This is a genomic window from Acidiphilium sp. JA12-A1 (assembly GCF_000724705.2).
In the GTDB taxonomy this organism is placed as follows: Bacteria; Pseudomonadota; Alphaproteobacteria; order Acetobacterales; family Acetobacteraceae; genus Acidiphilium; species Acidiphilium multivorum.
Genome location: NZ_JFHO01000010.1, coordinates 1 through 16,666, shown reverse-complemented (window position 1 = coordinate 16,666; position 16,666 = coordinate 1). Strand labels below are relative to the sequence as shown.

At 59.2% G+C, this 16,666-nt stretch carries 14 protein-coding genes and 3 pseudogenes; 11 read left to right on the top strand and 6 right to left on the bottom strand.

All coding sequences use genetic code 11. The features are described from left to right. Positions 1-973, bottom strand: a pseudogene (locus tag RT91_RS20160) (IS3 family transposase); the annotation flags it as partial. Between RT91_RS20160 and RT91_RS02360 the strand changes: the two are divergent. The 3 genes from RT91_RS02360 (at position 881) to RT91_RS02350 (ending at position 2,938) form a co-directional block, all read left to right on the top strand. Then, on the top strand, positions 881-1,357 hold the full coding sequence (locus tag RT91_RS02360; protein WP_205408947.1) for a transposase: 477 nt from the start codon (positions 881-883) through the stop codon (positions 1,355-1,357). The pseudogene RT91_RS20160 and the gene RT91_RS02360 sit on opposite strands and share 93 nt — an antisense overlap. 79 nt (positions 1,358-1,436) lie before the next feature. Next, on the top strand, positions 1,437-2,066 hold the full coding sequence (locus RT91_RS02355) for an IS5 family transposase (RefSeq protein WP_138919278.1): 630 nt from the start codon (positions 1,437-1,439) through the stop codon (positions 2,064-2,066). A 66-nt stretch (positions 2,067-2,132) separates the two neighbouring features. Continuing rightward, a protein-coding gene (locus RT91_RS02350) for an IS5 family transposase (protein ID WP_205408946.1) occupies positions 2,133-2,938 on the top strand; the annotation gives its coding sequence in 2 pieces (ribosomal slippage) (positions 2,133-2,460 and positions 2,460-2,938; 807 coding nt in all). Between the two features lie 170 nt (positions 2,939-3,108). Here the strand turns inward: RT91_RS02350 and flgH are convergent. Genes flgH through flgF form a run of 4 tightly spaced genes read right to left on the bottom strand, consistent with a single transcriptional unit; the run spans position 3,109 to position 6,444 of the window. After that, positions 3,109-3,870: a flagellar basal body L-ring protein FlgH gene (flgH, locus tag RT91_RS20155; protein WP_007424944.1), complete on the bottom strand. Its 762-nt coding sequence runs from the start codon at positions 3,868-3,870 to the stop codon at positions 3,109-3,111. A gap of 10 nt (positions 3,871-3,880) precedes the next feature. Beyond that, positions 3,881-4,879 (bottom strand): flagellar basal body P-ring formation chaperone FlgA, encoded by a 999-nt coding sequence (gene flgA, locus RT91_RS20150; RefSeq protein ID WP_007424945.1) that lies wholly within the window; start codon positions 4,877-4,879, stop codon positions 3,881-3,883. Between the two features lie 10 nt (positions 4,880-4,889). Then, positions 4,890-5,672: a flagellar basal-body rod protein FlgG gene (gene flgG, locus RT91_RS02345; RefSeq protein WP_007424946.1), complete on the bottom strand. Its 783-nt coding sequence runs from the start codon at positions 5,670-5,672 to the stop codon at positions 4,890-4,892. Between the two features lie 28 nt (positions 5,673-5,700). Beyond that, positions 5,701-6,444, bottom strand: a complete 744-nt coding sequence (gene flgF, locus RT91_RS02340; protein WP_007424947.1) for a flagellar basal-body rod protein FlgF — start codon at positions 6,442-6,444, stop codon at positions 5,701-5,703. 168 nt (positions 6,445-6,612) lie between these two features. On the opposite strand from flgF, the gene RT91_RS02335 reads away from it, so the two are divergent. The 7 genes from RT91_RS02335 (at position 6,613) to RT91_RS20140 (ending at position 15,773) form a co-directional block, all read left to right on the top strand. Next, positions 6,613-7,209 (top strand): ImuA family protein, encoded by a 597-nt coding sequence (locus RT91_RS02335; protein ID WP_240314159.1) that lies wholly within the window; start codon positions 6,613-6,615, stop codon positions 7,207-7,209. After that, entirely contained in the window at positions 7,133-8,434 is a 1,302-nt protein-coding gene (locus tag RT91_RS02330) for a DNA polymerase Y family protein (protein ID WP_152982779.1), read from the top strand. The genes RT91_RS02335 and RT91_RS02330 overlap by 77 nt, the downstream gene beginning before the upstream one ends. Beyond that, a complete protein-coding gene (locus RT91_RS02325; RefSeq protein ID WP_035185550.1) occupies positions 8,434-11,547 on the top strand; it encodes an error-prone DNA polymerase in 3,114 nt (1,037 codons plus the stop codon). The genes RT91_RS02330 and RT91_RS02325 overlap by 1 nt, the downstream gene beginning before the upstream one ends. Before the next feature lie 72 nt (positions 11,548-11,619). Further along, complete coding sequence (locus RT91_RS20145) at positions 11,620-12,132, top strand: flagellar basal body-associated FliL family protein (RefSeq protein WP_013640295.1); 513 nt, start codon at positions 11,620-11,622, stop codon at positions 12,130-12,132. Positions 12,133-12,182: 50 nt separating this feature from the next. Continuing rightward, positions 12,183-12,707 (top strand): hypothetical protein, encoded by a 525-nt coding sequence (locus RT91_RS02320; RefSeq protein WP_152982778.1) that lies wholly within the window; start codon positions 12,183-12,185, stop codon positions 12,705-12,707. Further along, positions 12,697-13,431, top strand: a complete 735-nt coding sequence (locus tag RT91_RS21270; protein ID WP_152982777.1) for a MotE family protein — start codon at positions 12,697-12,699, stop codon at positions 13,429-13,431. The genes RT91_RS02320 and RT91_RS21270 overlap by 11 nt, the downstream gene beginning before the upstream one ends. Continuing rightward, positions 13,428-15,773 carry a lipopolysaccharide assembly protein LapB gene (locus RT91_RS20140; protein ID WP_240314158.1) on the top strand — a complete coding sequence of 782 codons (2,346 nt, stop codon included), beginning with the start codon at positions 13,428-13,430 and terminating at the stop codon, positions 15,771-15,773. The genes RT91_RS21270 and RT91_RS20140 overlap by 4 nt, the downstream gene beginning before the upstream one ends. A 264-nt stretch (positions 15,774-16,037) precedes the next feature. On the opposite strand, the pseudogene RT91_RS20135 reads toward RT91_RS20140, so the two are convergent. Beyond that, positions 16,038-16,387: pseudogene (locus RT91_RS20135) on the bottom strand (transposase); the annotation flags it as partial. A gap of 69 nt (positions 16,388-16,456) precedes the next feature. On the opposite strand from RT91_RS20135, the pseudogene RT91_RS02315 reads away from it, so the two are divergent. After that, positions 16,457-16,606, top strand: a pseudogene (locus tag RT91_RS02315) (IS3 family transposase); the annotation flags it as partial. Between the last annotated feature and the right edge of the window lie 60 nt (positions 16,607-16,666).

Here is a 16,666-nt window from a genome sequence, read left to right as displayed (position 1 = left end):
AGGCTCGTGAACAAGGTCTCGTTCAGACACTCGTCCCGGAGCCGGGCGTTGAAGCTCTCGACGAACCCGTTTTGCTGGGGCTTGCCGGGCGCGATGTAATGCCATTCCACGTTCCGCTCTTTCGACCAGCGCAGGATCGACATGCTGGTGAGCTCAGTGCCGTTGTCGCTGACCACCATGAGCGGGCGCGCCCCGCGCTCAGTGATCGCCATATCCAACTCGCGTGCCACCCGGGCGCCCGAAATTGACGTGTCGGCGATCAAGCGAACGCATTCGCGGCTGAAATCGTCCACGACGGCGAAGATCCGAAACCTGCGCCCGCATGTCAGGGCGTCGGAGACGAAATCCAGCGACCAGCGCTGATTGCAGCCCTGCGGAATGGTCATCGGAGATCGTGTGCCCAAGGCCCGCTTTCGCCCGCCGCGACGGCGAACCTGAAGGCGTTCTTCGCGGTAAAGGCGCCGAAACTTCTTGTGGTTCATGGAAATTCCTTCGCGGCTGAGCAGCCAGTGCAGGCGCCGATAGCCAAATCGACGGCGCTCGCCCGCAAGCACGCGCATGCGTTCGCGAGCCTCCGCATCATCCGGGCGGCGGCTTTGATACCGCACCGTGGTCCGATCCACGCCCAGCGCATCGCAGGCCCGGCGTTGGCTCACCTCGAACAGGCTCTGAAGATGAGCTACCGCCTCCCGCTTATGGCTGGGCGCTAGAATTTTTTTGACGCAATTTCCTTGAGCATGGCGTTGTCCAGCACGGCGTCCGCCAACAGCCGCTTGAGCCGAGCGTTCTCGTCTTCCAGCTGTTTGAGCCGCCTGGCGTCCGAGACTTCCAACCCGCCGAATTTGGCCTTCCACTTGTAAAACGTCGCCGAACTGATCCCGTGTCGACGGCAGACCTCCGCCGTCGACATCCCCGACTCCTGCTCTTTGAGGATGCCGATGATCTGTTCCTCGCTAAACCGACTGCTCTTCATCTCGTCCGTCTCCCTGATGGGGCGGACTCTACTCATTCCTGGAGGAAATCCACGGGCTCAGACCACGAGGCATATGTCACCAAAGTTCTCACACCCGAACTGCGGCCCGGCGACGTGGTCATCATGGACAATCTGTCGAGCCACAAGCGTGACGCGGTGCGTGAACGGATCGAAGCGGCCGGCGCAACCCTGCGCTTCCTCCCGCCCTATAGTCCCGACTTCAATCCGATCGAGAAGGCGTTCGCGCGCCTCAAGGCCATCCTCAGAAAGATCGGAGAGCGAACCGTCTCCGGCCTATGGGACCTGATCGGCAGGCTCGTCGACAGCTTCCAGCACCGCGAATGCGCCAACTACTTCAGCTCATGCGGATATGACCCGGACTGATCGAAATACGCTCTAAGTTTGGGGTGCGATAACGAAGAAAAGGCCACATCTGGATTGGATTTTAGGCGGCTAGCTTGGGCTGCTGCAAGCGCCGATAGATGACGGGCTGGTGGTAGGCGGGATGATCTGCGTGATCCCGCATGGCCTGCAGTGGAAGGATGCGCCACGCGGCTACGGGCCGCCGAAGACGCTCTACAATCAGTTTATCCGCTGGAGCCGCCTTGACGTGTTCAGCCGCATCTTCGCGGCCTTTGCGGCCGAGGCCGGCACGCCGGAACGGCAGATGATCTACGCCACTCATCTGAAGGCGCATCGCACCGCGGCCAGTCTGCTTCAAAAGGGGGCTTGTCGACGCTCTATCGGGCGCACCAAGGGCGACCTGAACTCGAAGCTTCACCCCGTCTGCGACGGACAGGGCCGCTCGATCATGTTGCTTCTGGCCGAAGACCAGATGAGCGATCACAAAGGCGCGGCGATGATGCTGTCCGCCATGCCGTCGGCCCGCGAACTGCTCGCCGATCGCGGCTACAACAGCAATGCTTTCCGCGCGGCCCTCCTCGAACGCGGCTTCACGCCCTGCATTCCATCAATCAGGAGAGGGAAAGAGCCGCTGCCTCACGACAAGACGCCCTACCGCCCACGCCACCACATCGAAAACATGTTCGGCCGCCTTAAGGGCCATTTCGGAATGGATGTGCAACGGCTTTGATGAGGGGTTGGATAGTTGGGCCGGATATGATTCCGGGCAGGTGTTCAAAGCCTTGCCGGAGACACCATGTGGACGCCAACCACCCGTGTGCAGCATAGCCGCAGTGGACTGCGCTATGGAAGTGACGTGACCAACGCGGAATGGCTGCTCCTGTCGCCGTTTCTGCCCACGCCGCGCCTATGCGGCCGGCGTCGGAAGTGGGAGATGCGCGTGATTGTCAACGCGATCTTCTACGTCCTGCGAGGCGGGGTTGCCGGGAGCCTCTTGCCGAAGGATTTTCCGCCATGGCCCGCGGCCTATCGCTGGTTTGCCCGCTTCCGTGACAATGGCACCTGGGAGCGGATCAACCATCATCTGGTGATGCCGGACCGCGAACGGGCGGGTCGGGAGGCGAGCCCACGGCGGCGGTGATCGACAGCCAGTCGGTCAAGACGACCGAGAGTGGTGGGACCCGGGATTACGACGCGGGCAAGAAGATCAAGGGCCGCAAGCGCCACGCGATGGTCGATACCGACGGCCCGGCGCTCAAGCTGCAGGCCCATTCGGCCGCCATTCAGGATCGTGACGGGGCTGGGCCGCTGCTCCGTGCGTCGCGTGCGAGTTGGCCGTTCGTGGCGCTGGGCTACGCAGATGGCGGCTATGCCGGGCCCCGCGTCACCGGCGCCAGCCCAATCCGCATCGAGGTGGTGCGCAAGGCCGACAGACAGGTTGGCTTCGCCGTCATCACCCGCCGGTGGGTGGTCGAAAGGTTCTTCGCCTGGATCAATCGCAACAGGCGGCTGGCAAAGGATTTCGAGGCCAAAATCGAAAGCGTCGAGGCCTTCCTCTACGCCGCTTCCAGCATCCTCTTGCTACGCAGGTTGGCTCGTTAAAAAAACGATTCGAAATGGACTCTGAGGCAGACCACTTATTCCACACCGAAAGACAGATAGCGTCGGTCTGCGAAAACGAACCGAGTCATCACCCATTGAAATTGTTAAATTATATTTTAATATCCGTCTATAGATAAATACAGAAATTCAAGATGCTTTCAGATGGACAATCAGAACGGAACAATATCGTCCAGAACCTGCTGACCATATCGCGGTGATTGTTCACCGCTTACAATACCTCGGCCGCCATACGAAATTCTGGCTTCCGCCAACTGATTGGATTGTATTGTATTATTTCCTGAAATGTCTTGTGGACGACAAATACCTGAAACAGTCAGAACGCGTAGTTCGTGATTCACACGCATCTCTTGCCGGGCTACCACGACAAAATTACCATCTGGCAATACTTGCGTGATCTCGCCCGCTAAGGACAAAGAAACTGATTCGTTTCGCTGAATTTGCCCGGTTCCGGTCGAGTTGCCTGCACTGGAAAGAGACACCAGACTCGATGGGTTTACCGATTTGCCCAGAACACGGGGAATCAGACTCTCCAGGCCAAAAAGATTTGGTACGCCCAGGGATTCTGAGCCTGTACGTCCAAGTGTGGTCTGATCCTTCAAAGTTGCGGCATCGTTGATATTGATCAAGATGGTGATGATGTCACCCACCTGCGAAGCTCGTTGATCCTTGAAGAAGGCACGCGCCCCACGGCGCCATAAGCTATCAGGTTCCGTTGGTGCTCGTCTGAGCGGCGGCATCGGCATGCTGACCGGACGCCATGATGGTGCCTTTGTCGGATTCGTGATCGGCGTCATCGGCGGCGCATGGCCAACATAGGCAAGATTGGAGAAGGTGCCGCAACCTTCGAGCAGGGATACAAGGCCGAAGGCTGCAAGCCGGAAGAGGTGTCGACGGCTTCCCGCGCAAACCATTTTGGAAAGCTCAGCCACTTTGTCCTACCATGCGGTTATAATAAGAAATTGTCCCGCTCTGAGGCATTGGGCGGCTGCCAGGGATGACGTGAGCGTGATTTTCACCGTCTATCACAGCCTGTACCACCTCGTGTGAACTCGGATTCAGAACTGGAATCACGGCGCCTTTCGGACCAGCAGCCAGGGCAACGCCCTCGGCCGTTACTTCAAGGCCCGGCATTTCCACTGCGAGGTTTACTGTTGCTCCTCGGTTTACCATCATGACCTGCGCAACAACCCTTTTGCTGAGAGGGGTTCCAGCAGCAATTCGACGGTCAACCTGCATACCTAGAGCATCCGCGGCTTGGGTTAATGTGCCTTGAGGTAGCGCAGCTCGGGCCACCCATGACATCTTCACGTCGTTGATCGTGACGATCTCTCCCGGTTCCAGGGTGCGGCGAGCGACAATTACGCGCTCTGCCTGTGCAGCGATACCTGAGAGCTCGAAGCTTTCCGGTTTCATTCCTCGGGCATTTAGAAGAACAACGGCATCGAACTGCCCGTTCACTTGATCGTAGCGAATATTGTTGACGACGACATGTGGTCTCGTTCCGGGTGGAACCATCGGCAAGTTGGTTGTACCGAGTTGCACAACGAAGTGGTTCGGTGCGTCTGCGCCCAACAACAGCGGGCGCAGTGCCCGGATGATGAAGGACGGCTTGACGGGAATGCCTGACCTCTCGATAACCACGGCGTTATCAGAGCCGTCGTCTTTCCATTTGACGCCATATTGGTGTGCGATCGCTGCAAGTTGAGTGCCGCCGACTTCGATTCTCTGGCCAGGCGCAGGAGCTGACCCCAGCACGTCCTTGGCATGCGAGCCTGCATCGTTGAAGAGATCCTGAAGTTCGACAACCGGACGATCTATTGAAACGATCCCTCGAGGCGATGGTGCGGCCAGGGAGGTACGCGCGACGAGGCTGGCCATGATAGACATGACCATGACCGCATATCCGGTTGAACGAGGCATTTTGCGATCCTCAGAGTTGTGTCAGTGTAGACAGCATCTGGTTTGTTGCGGTGACAACCTGGCTGTTCATGTCATAAGCCCGCTGGGCGGTTATGAGATCTGTGACTTCGCTGACGACATTCACATTCGAATTCTCGACAAAGCCTTGCATGACTGTTCCGAAGCCCGGAGCGCTGGGAGCGCCTGTAACTGGATTTCCCGAGGCCGCAGTCTGCAGGAAGAGGTTACCGCCCTGCGCGGCGAGACCGGCATCGTTCGGGAAGACGGCGAGCTGCAACTGTCCCACCGTTTGCGGGGCCGTCTGGCCGGGGAGCGAAACCTGGACCTGACCTGAAGCATTGATGGTGACATTCGTTGCATTGGTCGGAATCTGGATGCCAGGCTGGACGACATAACCGTCTGCGGTAACGATCGTGCCGTTTGGCGACAGGCCGAACGTACCGTCGCGCGTATAGGCCGTCTGGCCGGAAGGAAGGGTGACCTGGAACCACCCATTACCGGAGATCGCCATGTCAAGCGTGTTGTTCGTCTGCTGAAGGTTTCCCTGTTGGTCGATCCGGTAGATTGCAGCAGTCTTCACACCGAGGCCGATCTGGGTGCCGGAAGGAACGATCGTGCCCGCATCCGAACTGTTCGAGCCAGCGCGCCGCAGATCCTGATAGAGCAGGTCCTGGAAGGCGACTCGCTGGGCCTTGTAGCCCGTGGTCGTCATGTTTGCGATATTGTTGGAAATGACTTCCACATTGGTCTGCTGGGCCTGCATGCCCGTTGCCGCGATGTCGAGTGCGCGCATTCTTGCTTTCCTGTCGGGGGAGTGGGTATCAACTGGTCGTCGCACCCAGAATCTGGGAGATGGCGGTCTGGCTACGGTTCTTCTCGGAAGCGAGGAACTGGGCAAGCATCTCGTAGTTCCGGCTGGCCTGGATCATGTTGGTGATCTCGACAACCGGTTGGACATTGGATTCTTCGATGGCCCCCTGCACGATCTGTGGATTGGGATCGGGAATCGGGGTTGTCGAGGCCTTGAAGAGATTTCCGCCTTGCGCTGTCAGCGACTGCTGATCGGGGACGGTCACGACGCCGACCTGCCCGATAATGCCTTGTGGTGTGCTGATCGTACCGTCGGCAGCAATTGTCAGAGTGCCGCTCTGCGGTGGTACGGTGATGGGTTGGCCGTTCGTGCTGAGCAGACTGTATCCGTTGGCGTTGGCGATTGTGCCATCCGGCATCAGGTTGAACTGTCCGTCTCTGGTCAGACGGGGACCGTTCGGGGTCTGCACAGTGAAATAGCCGCCGCCGGGCAGAGCCAGGTCGAGCGCGTTACCTGTGTTGCGGATCGCGCCCGGCCGTTCGTCACGCCAAGTCCCGTTTGATTGTGTGTAGGCAAGCGTCGATCCGCCGGGAGGCGCTGTCACATTGCGCATGTGATCAAGCCAGGTCGTAGAGGCGAGATGCATCGACTCGTAGCCGGGCGTCGAGACGTTGGCGATGTTGTTCGCGATCACGTCGACATTGCGCGATGCCGTGAGCATGCGCGAAAGAATGATCGTGCTGGTGTTTTGCATCCTGTCCTGTCACCCTTTTGGGACATCACGAGCGGTCGTGCATGGCGAGAATGGCGCTGAAAGCTTAATGAACCGCTAAGCGGCGGAATAAATTCGCCCAGCCGCCATCGCGATACCCGGATTGACGCCGCCCTAAAAAAGAACAAAATAAGAACAAAGGACAAAATCATGACCAGTGTGGCGCTCTTTTCCGGTCTGCAGTCCCCGGAGATCCGACCGGGGACTGTGCATGAAATCGCCGGCGATCAATCCATCGTGAGTTTCGCGGCCCTGCTGCTCGGCCGCACGCGGGGGGCGCCGATCTGCTGGGTCGGCAGTTCGATCGATCTCTACCCGCCAGGGCTTGCCGGGCTGGCGCTCGATCCCGGCCGGCTCGTCATGGCCGAGGCGGAGCGGGAGGAGGACCGACTGGCGCTGCTCGAAACCGCCCTGGCCGGCGGCCTGCATGCGGCCGGGCCGATGACGCGGATCTCCCGCCTCGCAGTGCGCCGCCTCGCGCTGGCGGCACGGCGGGGCCAGGCTGTCGGGCTGGTGCTGAATATGGGAAAGGCAAGTGACTCTAATGCGTTCGCGACGAGATGGCGGATTGGCGCAGAACCCTCGGGGCCGGATGGCGCGCGGCGCTGGCGAGCCGAGCTGCTGCATGCGCACGGCGTGCCGCCGGGCTCCTTCGGCCTGGAGCTAGGCCATGACGGCGCGACGTATGCTTTCGATCTGGCTGGCGGCGGGACTGCCCGCCAGCAACCTCTCAGACGCGCCGGCTGAGCAGGCCCTCGCGCGGCTCGCCCTGCGCTGCCAGGCCTTCACGCCACTGGTGGCGCTGGACCCGCCGGACGGTCTTCTGCTCGACATCACCGGCTGTGCCCATCTCTTTGGCGGCGAGGCGCAGCTGTGCGCGCGGATCGGCGCCATGCTGCCCGGTGCCCTTGTGGCGATCGGCGCCACCGCAGCGGCGGCACGGGCGCTGGCGCGGCACGGCATGACGGCGGGCGCCAGACTCGACGCTCTGCCGGTGACAGCACTCGGGCTGGAAGCGCCGGTGGCGCGGCGGCTGCACCGGCTGGGCATCAGACGGATCGACGCACTGGCGCGCCTCTCGCGCGGCGAGATCCGGGCCGGTTTCGGGGAAGACCTGCTGCTCAGGCTCGACCGGCTGCACGGACGGGTCGCGGAGCCGCTGCATTTCCTGCCGCCGCCGGCCGCGTGGCGCGAGGCGGAATCACATCACGACCCCTTGCAGACGGCCGAACAGCTCCGCGCAGCGCTCGCACGGCTCGTCATCCGGCTCTGCGACAGGCTGGAGGCGGCCGAATGCGGGCTGACGGTTTTGCGGGTCAGGTTCCGGCGGGTCGATGCGCGGGTGATCGGGGAGACGATCGGCTTCGCCGCCCCCGCCCGCGATGCGCCGCATATCTGTCGGCTACTGGCCGAGCTTCTGAACCGGGTCGATCCGGGATTCGGCGTGGAAGGCCTGGAGATCGAGGGGGAGGTAGCGTCGCTGCCGGCCGGGCAGCCGGAGCTGGGCGGCGCTGTGCGGCCGGATCACGCCCGTACCTTCGACCTGATGGCCGGCCGGGCCCGGCTGTCGCGGCTGGCGCCGGTGGCGAGCCATGTGCCGGAGCGCGCGATGCGCCGGATTCCGGTAACGGAGCCGCCGCCAGGCTGGCCACCCGCCGGGCATCCGCGGCCGGTCCGGCTGTTCGTCCGGCCCGAGCGGATCGAGGTAATCGCGCCGGTACCCGACGATCCGCCGCGGCTGATGCGATGGCGCGGAGCGAGCCATCGCATCGCCCGCGCCACCGGGCCGGAGCGGATCGCGCGGGAGTGGTGGCGGCACGAACCGCGCGAGGCCGCCGGCTGCGCCGAGGCAGAGATGCTGCGCGACTATTATGCGATCGAGGATGAGACGGGGCGCCGCTTCTGGGTGTTCCGCGCCGGGCTGCATGGCGGGGCGCGGCCGCCGCGATGGTTCATCCACGGGGTGTTCTGATGCCCGCCTACGCCGAACTCGCCGCCGCCAGCGCGTTCAGCTTCCTCGAAGGTGCGTCGCACCCGCAGGAACTGGTCGACCAGGCACTTTATCTTGGCCATGCGGCGCTGGGCATCGCGGACCGGAACACGGTCGCCGGCGTGGTGCGCGCGCATGTCGCGGCGAAGCAAGGCGGGCTGCGGCTGCTGGTCGGCAGCAGGCTGGGCTTCGAGGATGGCCCTGACGTCATCGCCTATCCGCGCGACCGCGAGGGCTGGGGGCGGCTCTGCCGGCTGCTCAGCCTCGGCAAGGGGCGGGCGGCGAAAGGCGGCTGCCGCCTTCGCCTCGATGATCTGGAGGACCACGCGGCCGGGATGGCGCTGATCGTGATGCCGCCGCCCTGGCCCGATGCCGCCTTCGCCGCCAGCCTCGACCGCATATCGGGCTTCGGCGCCCCGGTCTGGCTCGGGGCGGCGCGCCGCTATGCGCCGGACGACGCCGCGCGGCTGGAGGCGCTCGCCGCGCTGGCCGGACGGCGGCGGCGGCTGGTGGCGGTGAACGACGTTCTGTATCACGCGCCGTCCCGCCGGCCGTTGCAGGACGTGATGCGTTGCATCCGCCATGGCTGCACGATCGCCGAAGCCGGCTTGCGCCTTGAGCCGCATGGCGAGCGGTATCTCAAGCCGGCGGACGAGATGGCACGGCTGTTCCGCGGCCATGAGGCGGCGATCGCGGCGCAGGCAGAGATTCTGGATGCGGTCGGCTTCACGCTCGGCGACATACGCTACGAATATCCCGACGAGCCGGTGCCGCCCGGCAGGACGCCAGATGCGCATCTCGCCGACCTCGCCTGGGCGGGGGCGGCGATCCGCTATCCCGGCGGCGTGCCGGTGGCGATCGCGGCGACGATCCGTCGCGAGCTCGACCTGATCGCCCGGCTCGGTTACGCGCGCTATTTCCTGACCGTGAACGATATCGTCGGCTTTGCCCGGCGACAGGGGATCCTCTGCCAGGGGCGCGGGTCGGCGGCGAATTCGGCGGTCTGCTACGCGCTCGGCATCACCGCGGTCGATCCCGCCGAGATCGACCTGCTGTTCGAGCGCTTCGTCTCGGCCGAGCGGGGCGAGCCGCCGGATATCGACGTCGATTTCGAGCATGAGCGGCGCGAGGAGGTCATTCAGTATATCTACGGCCGCTACGGCCGCGCGCGGGCGGCAATCGCGGCAACGGTGATCCACTACCGGTCGCGCAGCGCGATCCGCGATGTCGGCAAGGCGCTCGGCCTCGACGCAGCGACGATCGAGACGCTGGCGGCGCAGAGCTGGAATCCGGGCGATGCGCTGTGGTCCGATCCCCGGCTGCGCGAGGCCGGGCTCGATCCGGCCGCGCCGGACCTGCGGCGCGCCATCGGCCTCGCGCGCGAGCTGGTCGACCTGCCGCGGCACCTGTCCCAGCATGTCGGCGGATTCGTGCTGACGCGCACCCGGCTCGACGAGATCGTGCCGGTCGGCCCGGCCGCCATGCCGGGGCGCAGCTTCATCGAATGGGACAAGGACGATATCGACGCGCTAAAGCTGATGAAGGTCGACGTGCTGGCGCTGGGCATGCTCACCTGCATCCGCAAGTGCTTCGCCATGCTGGGCATCGCCGATCTGGCCGACGTGCCGCGCGAGGACCCGCGCGTTTACGACATGCTGAGCCGGGGAGATGCGCTCGGCGTGTTCCAGGTGGAAAGCCGGGCGCAGATGAACATGCTGCCGCGGCTGCGGCCGCGCGCCTTCTACGACCTGGTGATCGAGGTCGCGATCGTCCGGCCGGGGCCGATCCAGGGGGATATGGTGCATCCGTATCTGCGGCGGCGGAACGGGCTGGAAGCGCCGGACATGCCCTCGCCCGCCCTGCGCTCCGTCCTCGGCAAGACGCTCGGCGTGCCGCTGTTCCAGGAACAGGCGATGCGGATCGCCATCGAGGCGGCAGGCTTCACGCCCGGCGAAGCCAACGAACTGCGCCGCGCCATGGCAACCTTCCGCAGTCCCGGTACGATCGAGCGGTTCTTCAACAGGATGATCGAGGGCATGATCGCGAGCGGCCATGAGCGCGATTTCGCGGAACGCTGCTTCCGCCAGATCGAGGGCTTCGGCACCTACGGCTTTCCCGAAAGCCATGCCGCGAGCTTCGCGCACCTGGTCTATGTCTCAGCATGGCTGAAATGCTACCACCCGGCGGAATTCGCCGCTGCCCTGCTGAACGCCCAGCCGATGGGGTTCTATCAGCCGGCGCAGATCGTGCGCGATGCACGCGAGCATGGTATCGCCGTCCGCGCCGCCGATGTAGCGGCGAGTTCGTGGGACTGCACGGTGGAAAGCGGGGCGCTGCGGCTCGGCCTGCGCATGATCAGGGGCTTCAGGGCGGACTGGGCCGCACGGATCGACGCCCTGCGGGCGGAGGGCCGAATCTGCCTGCCCGCGCTGGCATCGCTGCCGACAGCCGCCCTCGAAGCGCTTGCCGAGGCCGGCGCCCTGCGATCTCTGGGCATGGACCGGCGTACCGCGCTCTGGCAGGCCGGCCTTGTGGAACCGCCGGCCTCTTTCCCCCTGCTGTCGCTGGCTGCGCCGCCGCGCGGAACCCCAGACCTGCCGGCGATGCGACCCGAGGACCACGTGGCCGCCGATTATCGTGCCACCGGGCTGTCGCTGCGCGCACATCCGATGGGCTTGCTACGCGGCCACCCCAGGCTTGAGGGGATGATGACCTGCCAGGCCGTTACGGCCTTCGCCGCCGATGGCAGCATCGTCGATCTCGCCGGGATCGTCACCATCCGCCAGCGGCCCGGGAGCGCACGGGGAACGGTTTTCATTACGATCGAGGACGAAACGGGGATCGCCAATCTGATTGTCCGGCCGGCCCTGGTCGAAAGCCTGCGGACACAGGTGATCGGCGCATCGCTGCTCGGCGCGCGCGGACGGGTGCAGCGCAGCGTCGAGAAGGATGCTGCCATCGTGCATGTCCTGGTCGAAGCACTGAGCGATCTCTCCGCCCTGTTGGAGGTGCTGGACCGGCCTTCAGCTGAGGCCGAGCCGTGCGGCACGGTACCACAGAGGAAGAGCCTGCCACGAAGCCGTGATTTTCACTGACCGCAACACCAAACATAACCATTCATTAACATTCATCCACGATACTGCGCGAGCAGGACCAGAGGACGACAAATGGCCAAAACGCCCACCGCCGCAAAAAATGCTGCCGATACCCCTTTGCCTGAAGCCGGGGCCGAGGAAGCGCCAGCTAAGTCATCAAGACGCAAGCTGTTTGTGATTGGTGGGGCTGTTGCCGCTATCATGCTTTTGGTTGTCGGTCTCTGGATAACGGGAATCCTGCCTCATCTTCTCGGGCAGAGAAATCATCACAAGTTGGCCGGTCCAGTCTATGTCAAGGTCCCTGAAATTGTTGCCAATCTCAATGTACCAAGTGGGCAAGATTCATACGTGAAACTTGAAGCAACCATAGAATTAGCTGATCCGAAATCAGCAAAAATTGCAATGACCGACATGCCGCGCGTTGTAGATGTATTTGAAACCTATCTTCGTGCCATGCGGCCGGACGAATTGCGCGGTGCTTCAGGTACTTATCGTTTACGTGAAGCTTTGATCAATCGTGTTAAAATCGCGACTGCTCCGGCAATCGTTAAGGATATTCTCTTTCAGGAACTGATTGTCCAATAGCTTCGATATCTGGTGGTTTCTTAAAACTTAGGCGCAAAATGGTGCAAACGATGCTAGTAGATCTGCTCGAGTTCGGAACCTGGGGGTTCCAGGTTGTCCTTTTTGGGCTTCTGGTATTCACTCTGATCTATGCGCGCCGTCTGGACCGATCAATCATCCAGATGCGAGCCGAACGGCAGACGTTGCAGGAGCTTATCGACCGGATCGGCACATCTGTGACTGCTGCCATAGACGCCACAGATCGGCTCACGAAAGAAGCGGGCAAGAGTTCCGCTGTACTAGATGAAGCTTGCCAGGCAGCGGCGGTAGCCACCAAGCGTCTCGACGACGCAATAAGCCAGGCAACAATCGTTGCCAATATGCCTCCGCTCATGGAACGCCAGGAAGCTGTTGAAGCACCGTTAAAGCCCGCGATGACAACGCAGCCTCAGAGCACCCACTTGATAGCTCCGCCGCACGGAGTGTTAACCGCCACACCAAATTCCCTTGCACGCCCCTCATCGTCACGACGGACCGTCAAGTTGCAGAGCAGGGCCGAACGCGATCTTGTCCGGATGTTGGCTGATGTCACCTAACGACATCCGATCCGGCGGTACTCCACGCCTCCTGCCTATTGTGATGTTCTGCCTATGTGGAACCATCCTCTTCAAGTCGGCTGGCCTCATTGAGGCTGCGTTTGCGAAGACCGAGGCTACGTCGCAAGTAAGCAAGAAGATTGACGCCCGTCATTCGGATGCCGAACCGACAGGATCGAACGCGCCACCGAATTCCAACACAATGCCTTATGCACCCGTCGCTAACTGGACAGATCGCCCCCCTCCGCCTCCTCTTTGCAAGCCAGATCCGCTTGATCAGGCTGGAGAACGCAAGATACTGCTTCAACTCAAGCAGCGGGCTAAACAACTTGATGCGAGAGCTGCTGCTCTGGATCAACGGGAAGCTGAACTGACGGTTGCAAAAGCAGCAATTGCAAAGCAAGTCGCCGCACTCAAGCCATTGGCCAAGCGGCTTGAAGCGATGAATGCAGAGCATCACGCCGCGAATGAAAAGAAGTGGGCTGCTTTGGTTTCCACATATGAAACGATGGATCCACGCAGCGCGGCACGCATTTTTGACGGGTTAGATCCGGAAGTCGTACTGAATGTGCTTCAGCGAATGAATAGCCGAAAATCAGCACCGATACTGGCGGCCATGACTCCCAAGAAAGCACAGATGGTTACTGAGAAGCTTGCGGGAATTTCACAGCCATCCATCGAAGCTCAGCCTGCTGCCTCACTTCTGCCCGATGGCGCGCCATGAATCGTTCACCTCAAAAAAAGATATGTAGCAAAAGAATTAAAATGTTGCTGCATATTTGCGGCATTTTGGCTGTCAGTACGGAACCGTCCCTCGCCATCAGTACGAAGCCATATTGGTTTCGTATTCTTGTTCCAAATAATTTAGCGCCGTCCCAAATTGGTCAGGCAATTTTCCGTGAAGGAAGTTATGAATACATCGTACTGGCAGCCAAGCTCCCTGTTCGGAAATTTGCCCTCCGCCAAGTCACCGGCATTCCAGATGCCACAGTAGTTCATCTTCCCGGCGCAACGGTCTTACAAATTCCGCTTCCGCTTGGACAAGACATAATTACAACGGTCGGCAATAGTTCGTTTCATGTAGATATAGAGAAATCAATTGCATCAAAAGCAATGCCTGTTTCATTCAATAAGGGTGCAATCAATCTGAAGTGTGATCGATCCGCAGCGGTCGTATCAATGTCGGATCCTCGGACTGGCCGTCCCTTGCTTGTCGGCACTGTGCTTGGGTCCGGCTCGATAAAAAGTAATCTCAGCGGCCCAGGATATCGGTTCATACCGGCATCTCGTGGAATTGCTGTGGTAGCGTCATCCGATGCAATAACGCTGTCTCCAGAGCCCTCAGGCTTTGTATTGCAAGCAATGGAGCCTGAAGCCAGACTGCCGATCGGAAATCCATTTGTAAAGCCACCTTTGACAGACGTTTCAGACACTCCGAATGGCATAAATTTACCACAATACGGCATAATCGGATTGAGACGAAGGCTTGGTATTGAACGGGTAGCAGTTGCGGAAGCTCCGCCTCTCGATAGGCGAGAGGCAACATTTCGCCTAGCTCGCGTGATGCTCGCCTTGGATATGGGGCCCGAAGCTGGAGCTGCCCTGGATCGTCTAGCACAGAGCCAACCATACATCGTGCGGAGCGCGCAGTGGCAGTTGTTGCACGCTGTTTCAGATATCGTCTCATTTCATCCGAACAAGGCCCTGAAGCATCTTCAAAAGATGCCGAAAAGCGAAGACCAGGCGAATTTTTGGCGCGGGGTTGCCGATGCAGAAATTTATAATAATCAGAATTCTGGTAATATTCTTAGAAAATACATTAATGTTTTGTCGGCGTTACCAGTTGCATTAAGAGGACAAGTTACCCCAATTGTTGCCGAAGCACTTATTAGATCTGGAAAAATTCATGCTTTGGAGCAATTATTCCAATTATTCCCAAATGAGAAATACCTCCGGCTGGAGAAAGCGGAGCTACAGGAAAAATTAGGCAATAACAAAAATGCTCTAATAAGCTATCATGATATAATAAAATCGAGAAATAATCGTGATGCTGCCATCGCTTTCTCACGCATGATTATGCTTGAATATAAGTTGAATAAAATTGATGCCAAATCGGCGGCGTCTTTATTATTAAACCATATCTATGATTGGCGGGGGGAGCATCATGAATTGTCCCTACGCTTGCATTTAGCCCAACTTCAGGCGGCTTATGGTGCATGGCCAGAGGCAATGGCCGGTTTGAATCGCGCACTTATATTATTTCCCAACGAGACTGATTCAATTAATGGGTTGCGGCAAAAATTCTTTAACACACTTGAAAATGATGATAGTTTAAAAAAAATGAGTCCATTGGCTGCCGCTGCGCTAATTGAAGATAATATGGATCTTATACCAGGTAGTTCGCTTGGTATGCCGGCGCTAAAGATATTGTCTAGTAAACTTCTTGATCTCGGCCTCAATCATCCGTCCGAAAAAATATTTAATACAATCATAAAAACCGTAAAAAATGAACGAGAAAAATTTGAATTGTCAGTCGATTTAGCAAAATTTCAAATTAAGCAGAATGACCTGGACTCGGCACAAATTACATTAAACCGAATCAACAACCTGCCCCTTTCTTTTGACCAAAAAAAAATGATTGACAATTTGAATAATGAAATAGAAACGATAAAAAATAAAAATGTAGATGAAAAAATATTCACCGAAGAGAAACAAAAAAACAGTGAACTAAAAAAAATTATTGTTGACGCTGACCGGAAAAAAGATTGGAAGACCGAGGAGCATGCGTTGTCTGCGCTTGCTAGACTGCAAATTCCCAAAAGTGGACTACTAAGCAATTCTGAAGCGCAGATTGCTATAAATTTAGCTTTTACAGCTTCAAAGATGCATGATATTTCAAAAATTAATGAAATAAAAAATGATTATATCAATAGAATTCCGGCAGGACCGCAGTCGGCTTTGTTTATGGTGATAACCGATCCACCGATATCAAAAAAAGGAAATTTGCAGGATGCAATCAGGAAAATAAAAAACTTAGAAAGTGTAGTAGGCGATTATAAAAAATGAATGGTTCTTTTCTGATACTGGCGAGAATACCATTTCGGAACGACTCAGGAATTATCTTGTGAGGGGTGACTTGCCAGATGTGATTGTGGGAGGTGTTCGAAGCCTTGCCGGAGACACAATATGGACTTGCAACCATACGTGCACAGCATAGGTTCTGTACCTATTGCGATGACTACAGAGGATTTGATCCAAGCCGCTACTGAGGGCCATGGAACATGGCGGGCCTTTCCTGGCTGAACGACACGCAATGGGCGGCGATCGAGCCGTTACTACCTCAGAGCGTGAATCTGAATGGTAGTGTGTGATGATCTTGTCATCGAAGCCCGGAAACCGGCGCTGGCGTTTGGCGATCAGTTGCGGATCGAAGCTGCCCGCACGGTCACGGGGAACCGCAATCTCGATCTTCTCCGTGCCGGTCGACACCGACTTGCGGCCGTAGCCGTTGCGGCTGTTCTCAGCTTCCGTATCATCACTCAAATGGTAATCCATCTCCGCCCTCAGGCCCGCTCCGCCAGAGCCTTCTTCTGCGCGTTCACCAGATCACCCGAGTACAGGGCTGCCGCCGCATCATCGCCAGTCAGCAACTGATCCAGTAAGTCCTCCGGGATCGCCAGTGCTTTCCGTCATGCCATATGGGGCTTCCTTTCTACCCATTATCCCAAACACACACAAAATTCAGGATAGTGCCCGATGCCCTGGTCGACGGGCGCCGCATCCGCATCCTGTGTGTCATCGACGACTTCAGCCGGGAGTGCCTTGCGGCCGTTGTCGACAATTCGATCTCCGGGGAACGCGTGGCCCGAGAACTGGATGCGATCGCCGAACATCGTGGCTCCGCGCCCCGCTGGCTCGGCGGCTCCCATTCCTGATGTGCTACGGAGCCGAACTCACTC

Excerpts from the sequence above, each read along its gene's own strand:
- flgH (WP_007424944.1), bottom strand. The coding sequence starts at position 3,870 with ATGGTTTGCGCGGGAAGCCGTCGACACCTCTTCCGGCTTGCAGCCTTC.
- flgA (WP_007424945.1), bottom strand. The coding sequence starts at position 4,879 with ATGCCTCGTTCAACCGGATATGCGGTCATGGTCATGTCTATCATGGCC.
- flgG (WP_007424946.1), bottom strand. The coding sequence starts at position 5,672 with ATGCGCGCACTCGACATCGCGGCAACGGGCATGCAGGCCCAGCAGACC.
- flgF (WP_007424947.1), bottom strand. The coding sequence starts at position 6,444 with ATGCAAAACACCAGCACGATCATTCTTTCGCGCATGCTCACGGCATCG.
- RT91_RS02335 (WP_240314159.1), top strand. The coding sequence starts at position 6,613 with ATGACCAGTGTGGCGCTCTTTTCCGGTCTGCAGTCCCCGGAGATCCGA.
- RT91_RS02330 (WP_152982779.1), top strand. The coding sequence starts at position 7,133 with ATGACGGCGCGACGTATGCTTTCGATCTGGCTGGCGGCGGGACTGCCC.
- RT91_RS02325 (WP_035185550.1), top strand. The coding sequence starts at position 8,434 with ATGCCCGCCTACGCCGAACTCGCCGCCGCCAGCGCGTTCAGCTTCCTC.
- RT91_RS20145 (WP_013640295.1), top strand. The coding sequence starts at position 11,620 with ATGGCCAAAACGCCCACCGCCGCAAAAAATGCTGCCGATACCCCTTTG.
- RT91_RS02320 (WP_152982778.1), top strand. The coding sequence starts at position 12,183 with ATGCTAGTAGATCTGCTCGAGTTCGGAACCTGGGGGTTCCAGGTTGTC.
- RT91_RS21270 (WP_152982777.1), top strand. The coding sequence starts at position 12,697 with ATGTCACCTAACGACATCCGATCCGGCGGTACTCCACGCCTCCTGCCT.
- RT91_RS20140 (WP_240314158.1), top strand. The coding sequence starts at position 13,428 with ATGAATCGTTCACCTCAAAAAAAGATATGTAGCAAAAGAATTAAAATG.